Source organism: Streptomyces zaehneri (assembly GCF_032248645.1).
GTDB classification, from domain to species: domain Bacteria; phylum Actinomycetota; class Actinomycetes; order Streptomycetales; family Streptomycetaceae; genus Streptomyces; species Streptomyces coriariae.
The window spans coordinates 33,453-50,046 of record NZ_JASTTJ010000014.1; the positions used below are offsets into that span (position 1 = coordinate 33,453).

Consider the following 16,594-nt stretch of genomic DNA (forward strand, 5'->3'; position numbering starts at 1 on the left):
CAACCCTCACGTGGCAAGCCGTAACGGCCCGGCCGGAAAGAGCCCGGTCGGTCTGACGGGGAAGCGGCCCCGGCCCACCGGGCCGGCATTCACGGCCGTGCTCCGGGGACGTGGCCGTATCGCGGCCCGCCGCCGGTTCACGAGGTCCTCACGCTGGGGCTTCCTGGCGAACCCGGTCAAGCCCGATCCGGCCCCGCGGACGGAATTCAGGTTTTTCCCTAAAGAACGCGGGTTACGGGATAGCCGCGCCCACGACGAACTTTAGGGAAAACACGAGACTTTCCCCGGGCGCTCCGCATCGGGTGGATTCGCACCGGCCCGACCGTGCACTCTCGAAAGGACGTTGAGCCGGATCCGCGGCGCCGGCCGATGGTCGGCGCGCGGCTTCCGGGAATGAGCGGACGAAAAGAGGGCCTGGGTCATGCGCCGTGCGTTGTGTCCGGTAGAGACGCTGTACGTCGGGCAGCGAAGCCGAGCGGTGCTCTCCTGCACCCTGCGCGGCCGTCTCGACATCGAGGCGCTGTCGGCCGCGTTCGACGCGGTCACCGAGGCGCATCCGGCGCTGCGGACCCGTATCGTGCCGGACGGCGAGGGCTTCGCGCTGGAGCTGCTGGACGAGGCCGAGCGCCCCCGGCTGAGCACCCGGACCGGCGCCGCCGAGGACGCCTACGCCACGGAGCTGAACACGCCGCTGTCCGTCGGCGGGCCCCTGAGCCGGGCGGTCCTGGTGAGCGCGCCCGAGGAAGACGGCCACCTGTTCGTGCTCTCGGTGGACCACACCGTCGTCGACGGACACAGCGGTATCGCCCTGCACAACGAGATCTGGGAACGTTACCGGGCGCTGGCCGAGGGCGAGGAGCGGCCCGGCGCCGCGGACGGCATCCCTGGCTGGGCGGTGCCCGTGAGCGAGTTGCTGCCCGCAGTGGACGCGGCGGCGACGGCCGCGTACCTGGAACGGCGGGTGGACGAAGCGCGCCGGCACCCGGCGGAGCTGGTGGCGTACGACGTCACGGATCCGTCCGCCGTCGAAGGCCGTATCGAGGTGTGCCGGCTGACGCTGGACGAGGAACGCACCGGCCGGCTGCGCCGCGCCGCCCGCGCGGCGGGCGTGACCGTGCACGCCCTGGTCGCCGCGGCCCTGCTCACGACGGCGCGCCGGCGTCTGCCCGGCGGCGAGCCGCGTGCCCTGCGCTGCCTCTCCCCCGTCGATCTGCGCTCGCGGCTGTCACCGCCGCTGCCCGCCCTGGCGATGGTGCCCGCCGTCACCAGCCACCTCCAGGCCCTGGACGTCGCCCCGGAGTCGGACCCGGTCGAGCTGGCCCGCACCGTCCACTCCCGGCTCGGCGACTTCGTCACGGGTGACGGCCCCTACCACGAGATGCGGATCACGCCCGAGATCCCGCGCGACCCCACGCTGCAACTGGCGACGGTGATCGCCACGAACATGGGCGTCGTCCCGGGACCCCGGCTGCCGGAGGGACTGGAGGCCACCGACGTCCGGCTGGTGCCCGCCCGGGAGCAGTACTTCCCGGCGGCCGGGCGCAGCCCGGTGATGGCCTGTGTCGTCTCGTTCGAGGGACGGCTGGCCATCGAGTTCCCGTACTTCACCGCCTGTTTCAGCCCGGAGTTCGTCCGGGCCTTCCGCGACGGGGTCGGTGCGGTGCTCGACGCCTGCGCCGCCGTCGAGCCCGTCCCCACGGCGGCGGGCTGAGGCGGCCCACCGCACCCCGCACCTCACCGGCCACCGTAAGGAGCCCTGCGCCGACATGAGCGACGTCAGCGACATCCCCACGCCCCTGGCGCTGCTGCCGCGCGCCCAGGCGGGCGACGAACAGGCCATGAACCAACTGCTGACCGGGATCGTCCCGTACGTCGCACGACTGTGCCGGTCCATCACGCACGACGACGGCGCGGACGCCACGCAGGAGGCGCTCCTCGCCGTCTACCGGGGTCTGCGCACGCTGCGGGAGCCGACCGCGTTCTACGGCTGGGTGCGTTCGGTGACGGTCCGCGAGGCCGTGCGCACGCTGAAACGCGCCGGTGAGGAGGGGCCGTACCAGCGGGTCGAGCCGGGGCACGAGGCGAACCCGCTGGACGCCGTGCACATCAGCGACGTACTGGACCGGCTGTCCATGTCCCACCGGCAGGTCCTCACCCTGCGCGCCTACGGCCTCAACGAGGAGGAGATGGCACGTGTCCTGTCACTGCCGGTGGGCACCGTACGGTCCCGGCTGCACCGCGCCCGACTGCGCTTCCGCGAGGCCTGGCAGCCCTCGGCGGCTTGAGGCCCGTCCTGTGGATGCCGCCGCGCCCGGAGACAGTGCCTTCCGTCCGGCCCGAGCGGGATCCGCCGCGCGCGGGCACGAGGCGGAGGAGGCGGTCCGTGCGGAGTGTCCGGGCGTGACGGCGGCGCGGCGCAGGCGCCTGCCGAGGCCGCGCCCCGCGACAGGACCGGGGAGGAAAGCCCTGGCGGCCCGGCGGGCGGCGGGCGTCCGGGCGCGCCGTCCGGCAGGCCCGTCCCCCGCCTGCGCCCGGAGCCCGGGTGCACGCCGCACGAAGGCGGCCGGCATTCCCCGAGCGCTTCGGGCAGGTGCCCGACGGCGCACGCACGGGATCTCGCCCGCCGACGGGCGCACGGTGCCCGCCGGGTCCCGGGACGGACGCAACGGTGGCCGCCGGCGGGATCGTCCCGCCGGCGGCCACCGCCCGCCGTGTCCCCCGTCGTGCCCGTTACTCGATGAGTTCCGGCAGTACCCGTGGGGGCCACTGGCCCGGCGCGAACAGCCCGAGCGCGTGGGCGCGGGCCACCAGGGCGGGCCGGTTGGGAGCGTCGAAACGGCGCAGCAGCAGGCGCACGCGGTACTCGACGCCCTGACGGCTCAGGTACAGGCGGCCGGCCAGCTGCACGGTCGACGCACCACCCGCCACGCCCTCCAGGACCCGCACGTCGAGTTCGCTGAGCGTCAGTTCGCGGGGGTAGGGCTCGCCCGCCGCCCCCAGGGGGCTCAGCAGGAGCACCAGTCCGGCCGGCCCGGTCGCGCCGGTGACCGCTATCGCCGTCAGGTCGGCGGCGAAGACACGGCCGCTGCCGTGCCGGCCGGCCACCCGCTCGGTGAAGCAGCTGGTGCGGCCCTCGGAAAGGTCGGTGAAACGATGACGCAGCAACTCCGGCGTGCCCGCCCGGAGCAGATCGCTCAGCGTGCGGTCGCATATCTCGCCGGGGCTCGCCCCGAACTGTGCCGCGAAATCGGCTTCCGCGGCCGTGATGGTCATGCCCTTCGGACATACATGGGCCGTGTAGGTGCGGCGGCGGTTCACGCCGGCGCCCGCCTTGACGACGGTGGTGGATGAGGCGGTGATGCTTGTGGTCACCACGGACATACCGTCTTTCCCTCTGCACATGGGGTTTCGATGCACCCCGCCCTTTCCGGCAACCCGCGAGACAACGTTGTCTGTGCGTCATTTTCGCGTGGTCGCCTCCGGGTTGGGGCGATATCACATCAGGTCGGCAGCTCGGAGGCTATGGCCGGACAACCCGGCTGGCAAGTGTTTGCCTATCCGGGCATGTCCATTGCCAACTCTTTTGGCCATGGGGCAATTTCAGCCAAACAGTATCCTCCGCCCGGTCGTTCCGAAACTCGGTACGCAGGGAGCCATGGCAAATGACAGGAGAACCCTCGCGTGCGCAACCATGTTGCCCCCATTGCCCAGCCTCCCTAAGGTATGGGCAACTTCCGGACGTGGCCTCGGAAACACGGGCCGATCAGAAGACTCAAAAGGACCTCAGGGGATCAGAGGGCGAAATGCTTGAGCAGCCGCACTTCGGCCGGCAGCTGAGGAAGCTCAGGCTCGAGCGGGGCTTGAGCCAGGCTGCGGTCGTCGGTGAGGGCATGTCCACCGGATACCTCTCCCGTCTGGAGTCGGGCGAACGCCGGCCCACCGGACGGACCGTCCGCTATCTGGCACAGCAACTCGGCGTGGACGTCACCGCGCTGACCGAGCCGCGCGCGGGCGGTTGCCTGAGGCGCGCGCTCGCCGCCGCGACCTCGGCGCCGCCGGGCACGGACAGCGCCACCGCCCTCCTCCAGGCGGTGCGCGACGACGAGCACGACGACCCCGTCGGCCGCTGGCAGGCGCTGTGGCTGCTCGGCCGGATCAGCTGCGGCCAGGGAGACTTCGAGCAGGAGCGCGGCCATCTGCGCGAGCTGATCGAACTGAGCGAACTGATCGCGGCACCCGACCTCCGGGCGCGGTCCCATGTGCAGTACGCGCGCTGTCTGGTCGCCCTGGGCAAGGCCCGGGCGGCGGAACCGGTCGCCGTCACCGCGCTCGCCGTCGCACGCGCCGAGGGGCTGCCGACCGCCGACGTCATGGCCGCCCAGACGGTCCTGATCGCCGTCGAGACCGGGCTCGGCCGACTGGAAGCGGCCGAGCGCCATGTACGTGAGCTGGAGAGCGAGTTGCTGCCCACGGCCGCTCCCCAGCCGGCCGCCGAGGCGTTGTGGACCGCCTCGGTGGTCGCCGATCGACGGGGCGACCACCGGACCGCCCGGTCCCGGCTGGAGGCGGCGCTGGCACTGCTCCGGGGCGGCGACGACCTGACCCTGTGGACCCGGCTGCGTACGGCGGCGACGTCCGCCGCGCTCCAGATGTCACCGCCGTGCGTGGCGGCGGCGGAGCGGTGGCTCGGCGAGGCCGACGTGGTCCTCGAACTCATCGGCACCCCGATCCAGTTGCAGGAGGTACGCGCCCTGCGGGCTCATCTCGCCTTCCACCAGGGCCGGTTGGACGAGGCCCGGACGCTGTGCGGCGCGTTGCCGCCGGACGGCGAACTCCGGCTGCCGCACGAGGACCGGGTACGGCTGGCGGTCCTGGAGGGCCGTCTGATGATCCTGGAGGGCCGGGTCGACCAGGGCGTCGCGGCCCTGCGCCGCCTCGGGCAGCAGGCGACGGACGCCCACAACCTCGATCTGGCCACCCACGTCTGGCGGTCCCTGGCCACCACACTGGCCGACGTACGCGCCCCGGGCGTCGGAGGCGCCGTGCGCTGACCGCCGTCTCCCCGGTCGGACGACGGCGAGTCCGTGGTCCCGGGTGGCGGGTCCGCTCCGGCACGGCAGACGTGGGCCGCGTTGCACCCCGCCGCCCGCCGCCCGCCGCCCGCCGCCCGCCGCCCGCCGCCCGCCGCCCGCCGCCCGCCGCGAGGGGCGTACCGCCGCCGTCGCCGGTCATGCCCATCGCCGTGGCGCATCGACGACCTCACGGATGAGTTCTCAGGACTTGGGGCGCGTGGTGCGGGTGCTGAATCTCGTCGAGGTCAGGGGCGTTGAGGGCGGCTGTGCAGCGCAGGGTCCGGGGCCGGACGCGGCGGGCGCCCGGCGTGGGTCGGGGTCACCTCATCACGGCCCGTCTCGGCTTCGCACCGGGGCCGATCCCCAGTGGTGCCACGTTGTTGCGGCGTGCCAGGACAGGGGTCCTACCCCGGTGCGAACGGACCGGGGCAGCTGATGTCCTGTCGGCGGTCGAGTGAAGCTCTGTCGGCATCGATGCCCGTTGGGCCTCGCAGCGGCCTGGCCTGCGGTGGCCGCGATCGCGCGGCACGGCCGGCGGTCCGCCGCACGTACCCGTAACCGCTCGGCGCCGCACCTCTGATCGGGAAAGGCAAGTCTGTGGAACCGATGCCCTGGAACGCCCCGGCGTACCGCCGGACCCTGCTGCGCACGGCGGCCGCGCTGCCCTTCGCCGCCCTCGCCGGCGGTGCCCTGGAGGGCACGGCCGCCGCGACGGACGCTGCCGGCCTTCCCGACTTCGCACCGGTGCCGGCCGCCGCGATCGGGCCGGAGCTCAACGGCTCGGGGTACTTCGTCGGCCGGATCGGCGGAAACCTCCACTGGGTCACCGACGGCTTCTACCAGGCGATGTTCCTCACCACCCGGGAAGGCGTCGTCCTGGTCGACGCGCCGCCGACGATCGGGCACAACCTCCTGCGGGCGATCGCCGAGGTGACGCGGGCCAACGGCCGTCCGCCGAAGGTCACGCACCTGGTCTACTCGCACTCACACGCCGACCACGTCGGGGCCTCGTCGCTCTTCGGCAAGGACGTCGTGCGCATCGGTCATGCCGAATGCCGGCGCCTGCTGCTGCGCGCCGCCGACCCGAACCGTCCGGCGCCGGCCGTCGTCTTCGAAGACCGCTACACACTCCAGGTCGGCGGCGAACGCCTGGAGTTGGCCTACCACGGCCCCAACCACAGCCCGGACAACATCTTCATCCACGTCCCTGAACACAAGACCCTGATGGTCGTCGACATCCTGTACCCGGGCTGGGTGCCGTTCAAGAACCTCGCGGTCTCCCAGGACATCCCGGCCTGGCTCCGGGCGCAGGACATCGCCATGGGATACCCGTGGCGAACCCTCGTCGGCGGCCATCTCGGCCGACTCGGCGTGCGCGCGGACGGCGACCTCCAGCGCGCCTACATGGCCGACCTCGAAGCCTCCACCCGGGCCTCGATGAACCTGGATCCCACGCCCTACTTCGAGAAGTACCGCCTGCAGGGCAACTCGTGGGCGGTCTTCAAGACGTACCTCGACGCGGTGGCGGTCCAGGCCGCCGCGCCGGTCGCCGCGAAGTACACCGGGGTCCTCGCCGCCGCCGACGTGTTCACCCTTGACAACGCGGCGACCTTGGTCGAGTCCTTCCGCATCGACTCCGGGCTGCTCGGCCCGTTCGGCACCCGCCCCTGACCCGCGCGCCGGCATCGACAGACCCGCATCCGCTGACTCCCCTCCGAGAAAGGCCTCATGGCCATGACCAGCCCGATCCCGGTCCTCTTCATTCACGGCCTGTGGCTGCACAGCACGTCCTGGCAGTCGTGGACCGACCTGTTCCGCAAGGAGGGCTACGCTCCGTCCGCGCCGGGCTGGCCCGGCGTTCCCGAGACCGTTCAGGAGGCGCGGGAGAACCCGGAGAGCATCGCCGACCACGGCATCGACGATGTCGTCGATCACTACGCGGCGATCATCCGCGGCATGGAGACGCCGCCGATCCTCGTCGGCCACTCCTTCGGCGGCATGATCGCCCAGAAGCTCCTCGGCCAGGACCTCGCCGCGGCTGCCGTGGCGATCGACGCGGCCCAGATCAAGGGGGTCCTGCCGCTGCCGCTGTCCGCGCTGCGGGCGACGCTGCCGGTGTTCAGGAACCCGGCGAACAGACACCGCGCCGTGTCGCTGACCATTGAGCAGTTCCGCTTCGCGTTCGGCAACGCCCTGACAGAGGAGGAGTCCGACGCGCTGTACGGGCAGTGGACCATCCCCGCGCCGGGCAAGCCGCTGTTCGAGGCCGCCGCGGCGAACTTCGATGCCCACTCGCCCGCGAAGGTCGACACCGCGAACTCCGGGCGTGGTCCGGTGCTGCTGATGTCCGGCGGCAAGGACCACACCGTCCCTCGGTCCGTCACCCTCGCCACGCTCAAGCAGTACCGGCACTCCGAGGCCGTCACCGACTTCATGACGTTTCCCGACCGCGGGCACTCTCTGACGATCGACAGCGGCTGGCGCGAGGTCGCGGACGCGGCGCTGGCTTGGCTGCGGCGGCAGGGTCTGGAGACCTCAAGGTGACCGCTCCCGCCTTCGACCTGGGCCTTGCGGGTCAAAGGGCCGTGGTCACCGGTGCCGGTCGCGGTATCGGCCTGGCGGTCACCGAGGGCCTCCTGGCAGCCGGTGCCCGTGTCGTCGCCGGGACCAGGAGACGTACCGAGGAACTCGATGACCTCGTCGACGCGGGCGCTGAGCTGACCGTCGTGGAGGTCGACCTGGCCACCCCCGACGGCCCGGGTGCGCTCGTGGCCGCCGCGACCGGGCTGCACGGTGGGCTCGACGTCCTGGTGAACAACGTCGGTGGGGTGCGGCCGCGGGTCGACGGCTTTCTGGCCACGACCGACGCGGACTGGGACTGGACGTTCATGGTCAATGTCATGGCCGCCGTCAGGGCCACCCGTAGCGCGCTGCCGCACCTTGTCGCGTCCGGCGACGGCCGCATCGTCACCGTCTCCTCGGTCAACGCCCGGCTCCCCGACCCGCTGGTCATCGACTACAGCGCTGCCAAGGCGGCGCTGTCCAACTTCTGCAAGGCGTTGTCCAAGCAGGTGGGCCCGCAGGGCGTGCGCGTCAATTCGGTGAGCCCGGGCCCGGTCGAGACCGCGCTGTGGAAGGGCGCGGACGGGGTGGCCGCGACCGTCGGCGCCGGCCTGGGCCTCGATCCGGGCACCGTTGCCGCGGCCGCCGCGGCCGCCGCCGCCACCGGCCGTTTCACCCTGCCCTCCGAAGTGGCCGACCTGGTCGTGTTCCTGGCCGGCCGGCGTTCGGGCAACATCACCGGCGCCGACTTCGTCATCGACGGCGGCATGACCGACACGCTCTGATCCCGGAGCGCCGTCAGGTCCCGCCGGCGTTCCGACACCCACCACCCATCCAGGAGTACCGCATGAGGTTCCCCCTGCCCGGAAACCGCCGCCTTCTCGGCGCGGCCCTCGCCGTGGCGGTCGCCGTGGGCGCGACGACGATCACTGCGGCCGCGACCACCGCGCCCACCGCCTCGGCCTCGTCCGCCGGCGAGAAGATGCCCGCGGGGTTCAGCGAGCACAAGACCCGCGCCGCCGGCATCGGCCTGCACTACGTCATCGGCGGCCACGGGCCGACGCTGCTGCTGCTGCACGGCTATCCGCAGACCTGGTACGAGTGGCACGGCATCATGCCCGCACTCGCGAAGCACTACACGGTCATCGCTCCCGACCTGCCCGGCGCCGGGAAGAGCGACGCCCCGCCCTCCGGCTACGACAAGAAGACGATGGCCTCCGAGCTGCACGCGCTGCTGGCATCGCTCGGCAAGGACGACGACGTGCGGATCGTCGGCCACGACATCGGCACCATGGTCGCCTACTCCTACGCCGCCCAGTACCCGGCCACCGTCACCAAGCTCGTCCTGAGCGAGGCGCCGATCCCGGACCCGGGTATCTACAAGATCCCCTCGCTGACCGACCAGGGCCCCGGTGTGTGGAACTTCGGGTTCTTCAACCTGACCGACGGCCTGCCGGAGAACATGATCAGGGGCCGCGAGGTCGCCTGGACCGCCGGCTTCATCGGCGGGTACGAGAAGGTCCAGGGCGCGGTGAGCCCTGCGGACATCCGGGTGTTCGCCCACTACCTGCGCGACCCCGCACACCTGAGGGCGAGCCTGGCCTGGTTCCGCGTGTTCCCGCAGGACATCCGCGACAACGAGCAGTTCCGGAAGACCCCGCTGCGGATGCCGGTGCTCGCCATCGGCGCCTCGGGCAGCCTCGGCGGAGCCGTGGGTGATCAGGCCGCGCAGTACGCCTCGGACGTCACCGGGGTAACCGTTGCGGACTCCGGCCACTGGATCTACGAAGAACACCCCGAGGAGCTGACCACCATGCTGCTCGATTTCCTCGGCCGCCCCTGAACGCCCCGCCTCTGAAGGAGCACGCGTGATCAAGGACTTCCCCGGCTTCGAGCCCACCCCCGAGCGTGAGCCGTTCTGGTTCCTCGGCGGGCAGGCCAGGATCCTCCTTCCGGGCTCCGCGACCGGCAACGCCGTGAGCCTCATGGAGTTCTCGGACCCGATGGGCCATGCGCCGCCGCGTCACGTGCACGAGAACGAGGAAGAGCTCTGGTTCGTCCTCGACGGCGAGGTGTCGTTCTTCGTCGGCGACGAACGCCACGACCTGACCTCCGGACAGGTCGCCTACGGCCCGCGTGGCGTGCCGCACAGCTACCTGGTCCGCTCCGAGGGCGCGCGGATCGCCGTCGTCTTCAGCCCGGCCCTCATCGAGGAGTGGTTCAAGGCCAACGGCACCCCGGTCGCCGAGGCCGGGGATCTCCCGCCCGCCCTCGACATGGCGGCCGTCGTGGGCTCGGCAGAGGCCTTCCGGCTGCGGGTCACCGGGCCGCCGCCGACGCTGTGACCGGTCCCCGAGACCTCGAGATCAGGAAGGAAACCGACATGACGTATCTCCGCCCCGTCCCGTCCCGACGACTGCCGCGGCACAAGTGGATCGCGCTCCCCGCACTGGTGGCCGCGGCCCTGCTCGGCGCGTAGGCGAGTTCCGGCGCCGCCGCGAACCCGGCAGCCCCGGCTGCCGGCGCCGGGAAGGCGGCCAGGCCGACGATCGTCCTGGTGCACGGCGCCTTCGCCGACTCCTCCAGCTGGGACGGCTTCACCGCCCGGTTGCAGGGTGCGGGCCATCCCGTCGTCGGCCTGGCGAACCCGCTGCGCGACCTGGCCGGCGACGCCTGACCCGGTGACCACCCGTCGGGAGGACCGCGCGACCACCGCGCGGCCTCCCGGCTTCGTCCGGAAGGAGCAGGTCCTCCGCCCGAGAAACGGCGTCAACTGATCGAAGGCGGCCAACGCGAGGACCGATCACCGTGGTCGGTCAGCGCGGACGCCAGCTGATGACGGGAGGCGATTCCGAGTTTCGGGAACATGCGGTACAGGTGCGAGCTGACCGTCCGGTGCGACAGGAACAGGCGCTGTCCGATCTCACGGTTGGACAACCCCTGCGCGGCCAGCTCGGCTATCTGGGCCTCCTGCGGCGAAAGCAGCTCCCGCGGGCTCGAGGTCGGCTGCCACCCTCGTTCGCCCGTCGCACGGAGTTCACGGTCGGCTCGCTGCGCCCATGTGCGAGCGCCCAGGGCGTCGAACGTGTCCCTGGCCGCCCGCAGCGGTGCACGGGAATCGACGACGCGTCGTTGCCTACGCAACCACGAGCCGTGGGCAAGCTCGATGCGAGCCCGATGCCAGGGCAGCTCGCAAGCCGCGCCGGCCATGGCTGTCCGGAAGAGCGACTCGGCCGAGGCGCGGTCGGCCAGCACCGCTCTCGAGTACTCCAGGGCTATGACCGAACCCGTGGAAGGGCAGGCACCGGCGACCTGTTCGATGGAAGTCAACACGGATCTCGCCTCGGCCCGGTGATTGGCGCGGACGGCGGCGTCTGCCAGGTAGCTGAGTGTCCACACCTGCTGCACCCGTTGGAACGCGGGGTCGGAGGGTACGAACACCCGACGAAGCTCGCTGTACGCCCTCTCGTGTCGGCCGGCGCCCAACTCGTCCATGCCACGCGTCAGTTGCACGCCGGCCAGAAGGGACGACGCGGCATTCGGGGTCCGCAGCGCCACGTGCTCGGCCTCCGAGAGCAGATCACGGGGAGTGCCCGCACCTCCGCGGACCGCGTCGATCAACGCCACGGCGATGCGTGCGGTGGCAGCCCACAACGACTGACCCGTCTCGTCCGCGAGCCTCATGGCCTCGTCGGCCGAGCGCGCCGCGTCGAAGACCCCCAGGTAGATCTCGGCCCACGCCCGTATCGCCAGTGCCTCGGCAAGCAGACTCATGCGGCCCTGAGCGCGGAGCTCCTGAACGGGTGTGGACAGGAAGGCGACGGCATGGCGGAAATCGCCCGTGCAGAACGCGGCGATGCCCAGCAGGCCGGCCAGATCCGATCGTCCGCCGGCGTCTGCCGGCCACCGAGCGAGTTGCTCGATGACCCCCGCAGTGTGCTCGTCGGACTGGGAAAGGGCGTAGATGGCCAGCAGCCTCGGGTCGCCGGCCGGCAGACTCACCTGCTGGGCGGCCTGGACGATCTCGTACCGTACCGTCGCGCCCGGATCGCGCCACCACACCCTCCGAGCCGCGCCGACCAGCAGCTGCATGGCAAGGTCGACGTCCTGCGCGCCTATGGCGTGCTGCGCCAGGCCGACCAGGTGACGTACTTCCGCAGGCTCACCCGTGGAGCCGTCGTGGAAGACGCCCTCGAGCCCGGCCAGCCTCGACCGATCCCGGTGCCGGAGCGTCATGCCGCTGACCTGGGCCTTGATCTGCTCGACCTGGCGGAACCGGCCCAGCTGATAGCCGAGTTCCGCGGCGCTGAGCAGACGGGCGGCCTGCGCCTGTGGGTCGGGGCTCAGCGCAGCCGCTCGCTCGAGCCACGCTGCGGCCGAGGCGACCGCACCACGGCGCTGGGCGTTCTCGGCAGCCCGTTCCAACTCGGCCGCGATGTGTTCATCGCGTCCTGACACCGAGGAGGCCCGGTGCCACGTCGCGCGGTCCGGATGATCGGCCAGGACGCGCGCGAGCGCGGCGTGTGCCTGCAGGCGTGTGGCCAGTGGCATGCCCTGCCGAAGGGCCGACCCGACGAGCGGGTGGGTGATCCGGTACCGCCCGCCGAGCACGGTCAAGAGCCCGTGCTCGAAGGCCGGCTGTGCCATGACGAGGTCCACCGGCGAACCGAACAGGATCCCGGCGGCCGCCAGGACGGTGTTGAGGTCGTCGCCGTCGTCGACCGCGGCTACGGTCAGGACCGCGCGCACGGCCGGCGCGAGGCGCTCAGCCTGCGTGGCGAACGTACGTTCCAGGCGTGCGGTCATGGGCAGGTCCTCGTCGAACTCGGTCCAGGTGGACCGCCCCGACTCCAACGCCCTGCCGAACTCGAGCAGGGCGAGCGGATTGCCACGGGCCTCCCGCAGCACTCGATCGCGAACAGGCGAAACCAGGTGCGGCGCCCGCGCGTCCAGCAACGCCGCCGCTGCGGCCTCGTCGATGCCTTCCAGCTCCACCCATTCCATCGTGTGCGCGTCAGCGAACGGCAGCGCCTCGGGTCTCGAGGTGCACAGCACGATCACCCGCTCGCTGGCGATGCGACGGCTGACGAAGGCCAGCACGTCGATCGACGGCTGGTCCATCCAATGGAGGTCGTCGAGACACACGACGACCGGCGTGTGTCCGGCCGAGTCGACGAGCAGCTCCAGGACCGCCAGGGATGTGAAGAACGGCTGTACCTCGATCGAGTCGCTCATGGCGAAACAGGCGAAGAGGGCGTCGCGCTGCACGGCCGGAAGTCGGTCGACGCGGGGCAGCAGGGGTCGCAGCAGCTGATGGAGGCCGGCGAACGGGAGGCGGGTCTCGGACTGGCTGCCCCGCGCGGTGAGCACGGTGAATCCGGCGGATCGCGCGTGCTCCACGACCTCTGCCTGCAGAGCGCTCTTGCCCACCCCGGGTTCTCCGAACAACCCGATCACGCGCCCTCTGGAATCGACCTCGTCCAGGTGGTCGAACAGGGATCGCAGCTCTTCGTCTCGCCCGACGAGACGCCGGCCGTTGGTCGTGCTCACAGAACGATCATCCGATCGGCAGCGCCTGCTGTCCACCACGGACCGGACGGAACAAGCCTATTCGGACGTCGAGGGACCGCTCTCGAATCCCGGCCGGCCGAGTGCGGTGGCGATCTGCCTGCGCGAGGTGAGGCCGAGTTTGCGGAACACCTTGTTCAGATGGAACTCGACCGTCGAGGTCGTGATGAACCGCCGGGAGGCGATCTCGGCGTTGGTCAGTCCCGAAGCGGCCAGCAGGGCCACCTGTCGTTCCTGGGGCGTGAGGTCGAATCTGGTTTCCGGGACGCGTCTGCGCGCTGTCTCCCCTGTCGCGAGCAGCTCGATCCGGGCTCGCTCGGCGAACAGTGAGGCGCCCCACGAGTCGAAGGACTCATACGCCGCCCGCAGGTGCACCCTGGCCTCGGATCGGCGCCTGCGCCGACGGAGCCACTCGCCGTACAAGAGGCGTGACCTGGCGTGTTCTGCGGCGAGGGGGACCGTTGCCAGGAGGTCGATCGACTCCCGATAGCGCTTCTCGGCGTCGGCGGTCTCGTCCATCAGGGCCCGGCATCGGGCCAGGAGCCCCAGCGCCCACGGCGTTCCGGCAAGCTGTGCGCGGTCCTCGAGCCGCTTCAGCGCAAGGGCCGCCATGTGTCGGTCGCCCGCGCGGACGGCGGCTTCCACCACAAGCGGCAGCACGAGATTCCCCTGTGACGGCACATCCTCCTCGTAGGTTGGCAGCGCGTGGCGCAGCGCCTCGTCGTAGCGCCCCATGCCCAGGTCGAGAATGCAGAGTGCGTGAAGTGCAAGGTGGCGCAGCATGCCCAGTCCGTATGTCGTGGCGACGACATCCATCATCGCCACGACGGCGTGCACATCGCTCTCCCTGCCCATCCACGCGTACAGCAAGGCCCTGTTGAGGTCTCCCTGATTCGTCAGCCCGATGGCCGTGGCGTAGTCGTCGGCCTCGGCGAAGAGCGCATCGGCCGTGGTCAGCCGGCCGTTGCGGATCTCGGTGTAGGCCAGGACCGACAAGGACAGACTGAGGCCGTACAGCGCTCCGTGGCTGCGGTCCGTGGCCGCGAGCCGGCCGACGATCTCGACGGATGCGTCGATGTCCCACACGTCGTCCGCTGCGAGGCTCACGATGATGCTGAACGGGCTCGCCACGTCGTGCAGTTCGGCTGAGGCGCACAGCTTCGCCAGGGCCTCCTGGATCGTCGCCACGCTGCTCTCGTAGCCGTCGGCCGTGCGAAGAGCCAGGCCCTTGATCAACTGGTCGGGGCTCCAGGCGGGGGCGTCCGGGCGGTGCGGGGTGGCGACCGTGGCCTTGGCCACGTCCGCCAAGGTCGTGCGGTGCATGGGGTCCCGGGCGATGACGGCGGCGTGCATGGCCTCGTAGAGCAGTTCCCAGGCCATGTGGGGATCCGTGTCGGCGAGTTCGGCCACGGCGTCGAGCATCATGGCGGGGACGCGGTCGTTGCCGGTGCTGAAAAGCTCTGCGGAGGCCCGGATCCGGTGCGCTCGGGCGCGGGCGGAGGGGTGTTGGAGGGCGGGTACGGCGAGGTCGAGCAGGGGGTGCACCGCGGCGTGGTCGCCGGAGGTCAGATGGGCCTGAGCTGCGGCGAGGTAGCGCTCGGCGCGTTTGGCCGGGTCGGTGGTGAGCTCTGCGGCCTTGGACAGGAACAGCGCCTGAGTGGAATATCCACCCCTGGCCCGGGCCCAGTCCGAAGCGGCGTCCAGGTCCGCGGCCGCCGCGTCGTCGGGGCCGAGGGCCGCCTGGCCACGATGCCAGGCTCGCCGGTCGGGAACACGGGCCGGATCGCTGGCCGCCTCGAGGGCGGCATGGATTCGCCGCCGGTCGTCTGCGGGAGCCGCCGCGTAGACCGAGGACCGGATGAGCGGATGCCGGAACCCCAGGCCGCCACCGTGGTCCAGGATGCCGGCCTCGACCGCCGCGGCGGCGGACCTGGCCGGCAGTCCCAGGACACCCGCCGCATGCCAGACCACCGCCATGTCGTCGGTCGGCGCCGCGGCCATGAGGAGCAGCAGCATCCGGGTGTCCGTCGGCAGCGCGGCCACCGACTGCCGGAAGTGCTCCTCCAACAGCCTGCTCACCGGCAGCGGCTCGGGCATCGGCGCGACTCCGGCCAGTTGTTCGGCGGCGAGCCGCGCCGTCAGTTCGATGAGCGCCAGCGGATTGCCCCCGGTGCCGGCCACGATGCGGTCCGCGACCGCCGTATCCAGGTGCCCCTCCACGGCGAGGGACAACAGCTCCCGGGCGTCGGCGGCGGGCAGCCCTCCCACCCGCAGGCAGGGCAGGGCGTCGAACAGCGTGTGGTCGCCGAGGTCGTTCCTCGCCGCGAAGATCAGTCCCAGTGAGTCGGCGTGCAGCCGCCGGGCGACGAAGGCCAACGCTTCGGCCGACTCGCGATCGAGCCAGTGGACGTCGTCGATCAGGCACAGCATCGGCAGCTCCGACGCCGCGGAAGACAGCAAGGCCAAGGTCGCCAGACCGACCAGGTGCCGGTCCGAGTGAGCGGTGTCGGCCAAGCCGAACGCGGCCTTCAACGCGTCCTGTTGTCCGGCCGGAAGCCGGTCGATGCGGTTGAGGTGGGGCCGCAGGAGCCGGTGGAGCGCGCCGTGGCTCAGGAGTTGCTCGGCTTCGACGCCGACCAGCCGCGTCAGCCGGACACCGGCGGCTCGGGCCGCCGCGTGTTCCAGCAGCTGAGTCTTGCCGATCCCGGCTTCGCCCACGAGCACCAGGACTCCGCTGAGCCCCTCCCGCGCCGCGTCGATCAGTCGCCCGATCGCTTCCCGTTCGGCGAAGCGGCCCACCATCGGCCGTACCGCCCCGGGACGAGCCCCGCGCCGCACCATGGGAATCCCCCCGTCGTCCGGATCCTGACGTGAGAAGAGGCTAGGCGCGCGGTGATGTCGTAATCGAGCGTCACATGACGGTGCTTTGACTCGGGGCGCCAGTTCCTCTGCTCACGTGGCGGAGGTGCGCGAGGGCCGCCGCCGCGGCGGTCGCTGTGAGTGTCGCCGGGTGCGGCGAATGCGGGGCTTCGGCCCGGTCGAGGAAGGCGAGGGTGTGCCGGAAGCAGGGCGCCCCGAACACGGTCGCAGCCACTGACCCCGTTGCCACGGACGTTCACCGGGACGCTGATCGGCACCTGGATCAGGTTGCCCGCCCAGCACGCCCTGTGAGCCGACAGCCGCACCCTGTGCATGTCGGGTTTCGGCGGCGTGCTCCACGCGGTCGCCACCGCCCTCGACGACCCCGGCCCCTGGCACGGCTTCACCGGCTAGATCGTGCGGCTGCCACCGCGTGGTCGACATCGGCGGGGAGCGCGCTGACCGATGATCTCGGTACACCAGCCGAAGGCGCGGGCCGAGTGCGGATTCCATCGGTGGCGGCGCATACGACA

General features: G+C 71.6%; 12 protein-coding genes. 8 read left to right on the plus strand and 4 right to left on the minus strand.

Annotated elements, in window-relative coordinates; translation table 11 throughout:
* Window positions 1–421: 421 nt before the first annotated feature.
* Window positions 422–1,711, plus strand: a complete 1,290-nt coding sequence (locus QQM72_RS22915) for a phthiocerol/phthiodiolone dimycocerosyl transferase family protein (protein ID WP_314222735.1) — start codon at window positions 422–424, stop codon at window positions 1,709–1,711.
* 55 nt (window positions 1,712–1,766) lie between these two features.
* Window positions 1,767–2,285 (plus strand): RNA polymerase sigma factor, encoded by a 519-nt coding sequence (locus QQM72_RS22920; RefSeq protein WP_314222736.1) that lies wholly within the window; start codon window positions 1,767–1,769, stop codon window positions 2,283–2,285.
* 445 nt (window positions 2,286–2,730) lie between these two features.
* On the opposite strand, the gene QQM72_RS22925 is transcribed toward QQM72_RS22920, so the two are convergent.
* A complete protein-coding gene (locus QQM72_RS22925) occupies window positions 2,731–3,381 on the minus strand; it encodes a LuxR family transcriptional regulator (protein ID WP_314222737.1) in 651 nt (216 codons plus the stop codon).
* Window positions 3,382–3,803: 422 nt separating this feature from the next.
* Between QQM72_RS22925 and QQM72_RS22930 the strand changes: the two genes are divergently transcribed.
* From QQM72_RS22930 to QQM72_RS22955, 6 genes are all read left to right on the plus strand, one after another.
* Window positions 3,804–5,051 carry a helix-turn-helix domain-containing protein gene (locus QQM72_RS22930; RefSeq protein WP_314222738.1) on the plus strand — a complete coding sequence of 416 codons (1,248 nt, stop codon included), beginning with the start codon at window positions 3,804–3,806 and terminating at the stop codon, window positions 5,049–5,051.
* Between the two features lie 627 nt (window positions 5,052–5,678).
* Window positions 5,679–6,743, plus strand: coding sequence for an MBL fold metallo-hydrolase (locus tag QQM72_RS22935; RefSeq protein ID WP_314222883.1), 1,065 nt, complete (start codon window positions 5,679–5,681; stop codon window positions 6,741–6,743).
* 63 nt (window positions 6,744–6,806) lie between these two features.
* On the plus strand, window positions 6,807–7,616 hold the full coding sequence (locus tag QQM72_RS22940; RefSeq protein WP_314222884.1) for an alpha/beta hydrolase: 810 nt from the start codon (window positions 6,807–6,809) through the stop codon (window positions 7,614–7,616).
* Window positions 7,613–8,419, plus strand: coding sequence for an SDR family NAD(P)-dependent oxidoreductase (locus QQM72_RS22945; RefSeq protein ID WP_314222739.1), 807 nt, complete (start codon window positions 7,613–7,615; stop codon window positions 8,417–8,419). Before QQM72_RS22940 ends, QQM72_RS22945 begins: the two co-directional genes overlap by 4 nt.
* Window positions 8,420–8,481: 62 nt before the next feature.
* Entirely contained in the window at window positions 8,482–9,477 is a 996-nt protein-coding gene (locus QQM72_RS22950) for an alpha/beta fold hydrolase (RefSeq protein WP_314222740.1), read from the plus strand.
* A 25-nt stretch (window positions 9,478–9,502) separates the two neighbouring features.
* Window positions 9,503–9,979: a cupin domain-containing protein gene (locus tag QQM72_RS22955; RefSeq protein ID WP_314222741.1), complete on the plus strand. Its 477-nt coding sequence runs from the start codon at window positions 9,503–9,505 to the stop codon at window positions 9,977–9,979.
* 424 nt (window positions 9,980–10,403) lie between these two features.
* Here the strand turns inward: QQM72_RS22955 and QQM72_RS22960 are convergent, their stop codons facing one another.
* From QQM72_RS22960 to QQM72_RS40925, 3 genes are read right to left on the minus strand one after another with little or no spacing between them, the layout of a single operon-like run.
* Window positions 10,404–13,184, minus strand: a complete 2,781-nt coding sequence (locus QQM72_RS22960; protein WP_314222742.1) for an ATP-binding protein — start codon at window positions 13,182–13,184, stop codon at window positions 10,404–10,406.
* A gap of 57 nt (window positions 13,185–13,241) precedes the next feature.
* A complete protein-coding gene (locus QQM72_RS22965) occupies window positions 13,242–16,043 on the minus strand; it encodes a helix-turn-helix transcriptional regulator (protein ID WP_314222743.1) in 2,802 nt (933 codons plus the stop codon).
* Window positions 15,962–16,396: a chaplin family protein gene (locus QQM72_RS40925; RefSeq protein WP_399078349.1), complete on the minus strand. Its 435-nt coding sequence runs from the start codon at window positions 16,394–16,396 to the stop codon at window positions 15,962–15,964. Before QQM72_RS40925 ends, QQM72_RS22965 begins: the two co-directional genes overlap by 82 nt.
* Window positions 16,397–16,594: the final 198 nt, after the last annotated feature.

Excerpts from the sequence above, each read along its gene's own strand:
- QQM72_RS40925 (WP_399078349.1), bottom strand. The coding sequence starts at position 16,396 with ATGCACAGGGTGCGGCTGTCGGCTCACAGGGCGTGCTGGGCGGGCAAC.
- QQM72_RS22965 (WP_314222743.1), bottom strand. The coding sequence starts at position 16,043 with ATGGTGCGGCGCGGGGCTCGTCCCGGGGCGGTACGGCCGATGGTGGGC.
- QQM72_RS22925 (WP_314222737.1), bottom strand. The coding sequence starts at position 3,381 with ATGTCCGTGGTGACCACAAGCATCACCGCCTCATCCACCACCGTCGTC.
- QQM72_RS22920 (WP_314222736.1), top strand. The coding sequence starts at position 1,767 with ATGAGCGACGTCAGCGACATCCCCACGCCCCTGGCGCTGCTGCCGCGC.
- QQM72_RS22915 (WP_314222735.1), top strand. The coding sequence starts at position 422 with ATGCGCCGTGCGTTGTGTCCGGTAGAGACGCTGTACGTCGGGCAGCGA.
- QQM72_RS22950 (WP_314222740.1), top strand. The coding sequence starts at position 8,482 with ATGAGGTTCCCCCTGCCCGGAAACCGCCGCCTTCTCGGCGCGGCCCTC.
- QQM72_RS22940 (WP_314222884.1), top strand. The coding sequence starts at position 6,807 with ATGACCAGCCCGATCCCGGTCCTCTTCATTCACGGCCTGTGGCTGCAC.
- QQM72_RS22930 (WP_314222738.1), top strand. The coding sequence starts at position 3,804 with ATGCTTGAGCAGCCGCACTTCGGCCGGCAGCTGAGGAAGCTCAGGCTC.
- QQM72_RS22935 (WP_314222883.1), top strand. The coding sequence starts at position 5,679 with ATGCCCTGGAACGCCCCGGCGTACCGCCGGACCCTGCTGCGCACGGCG.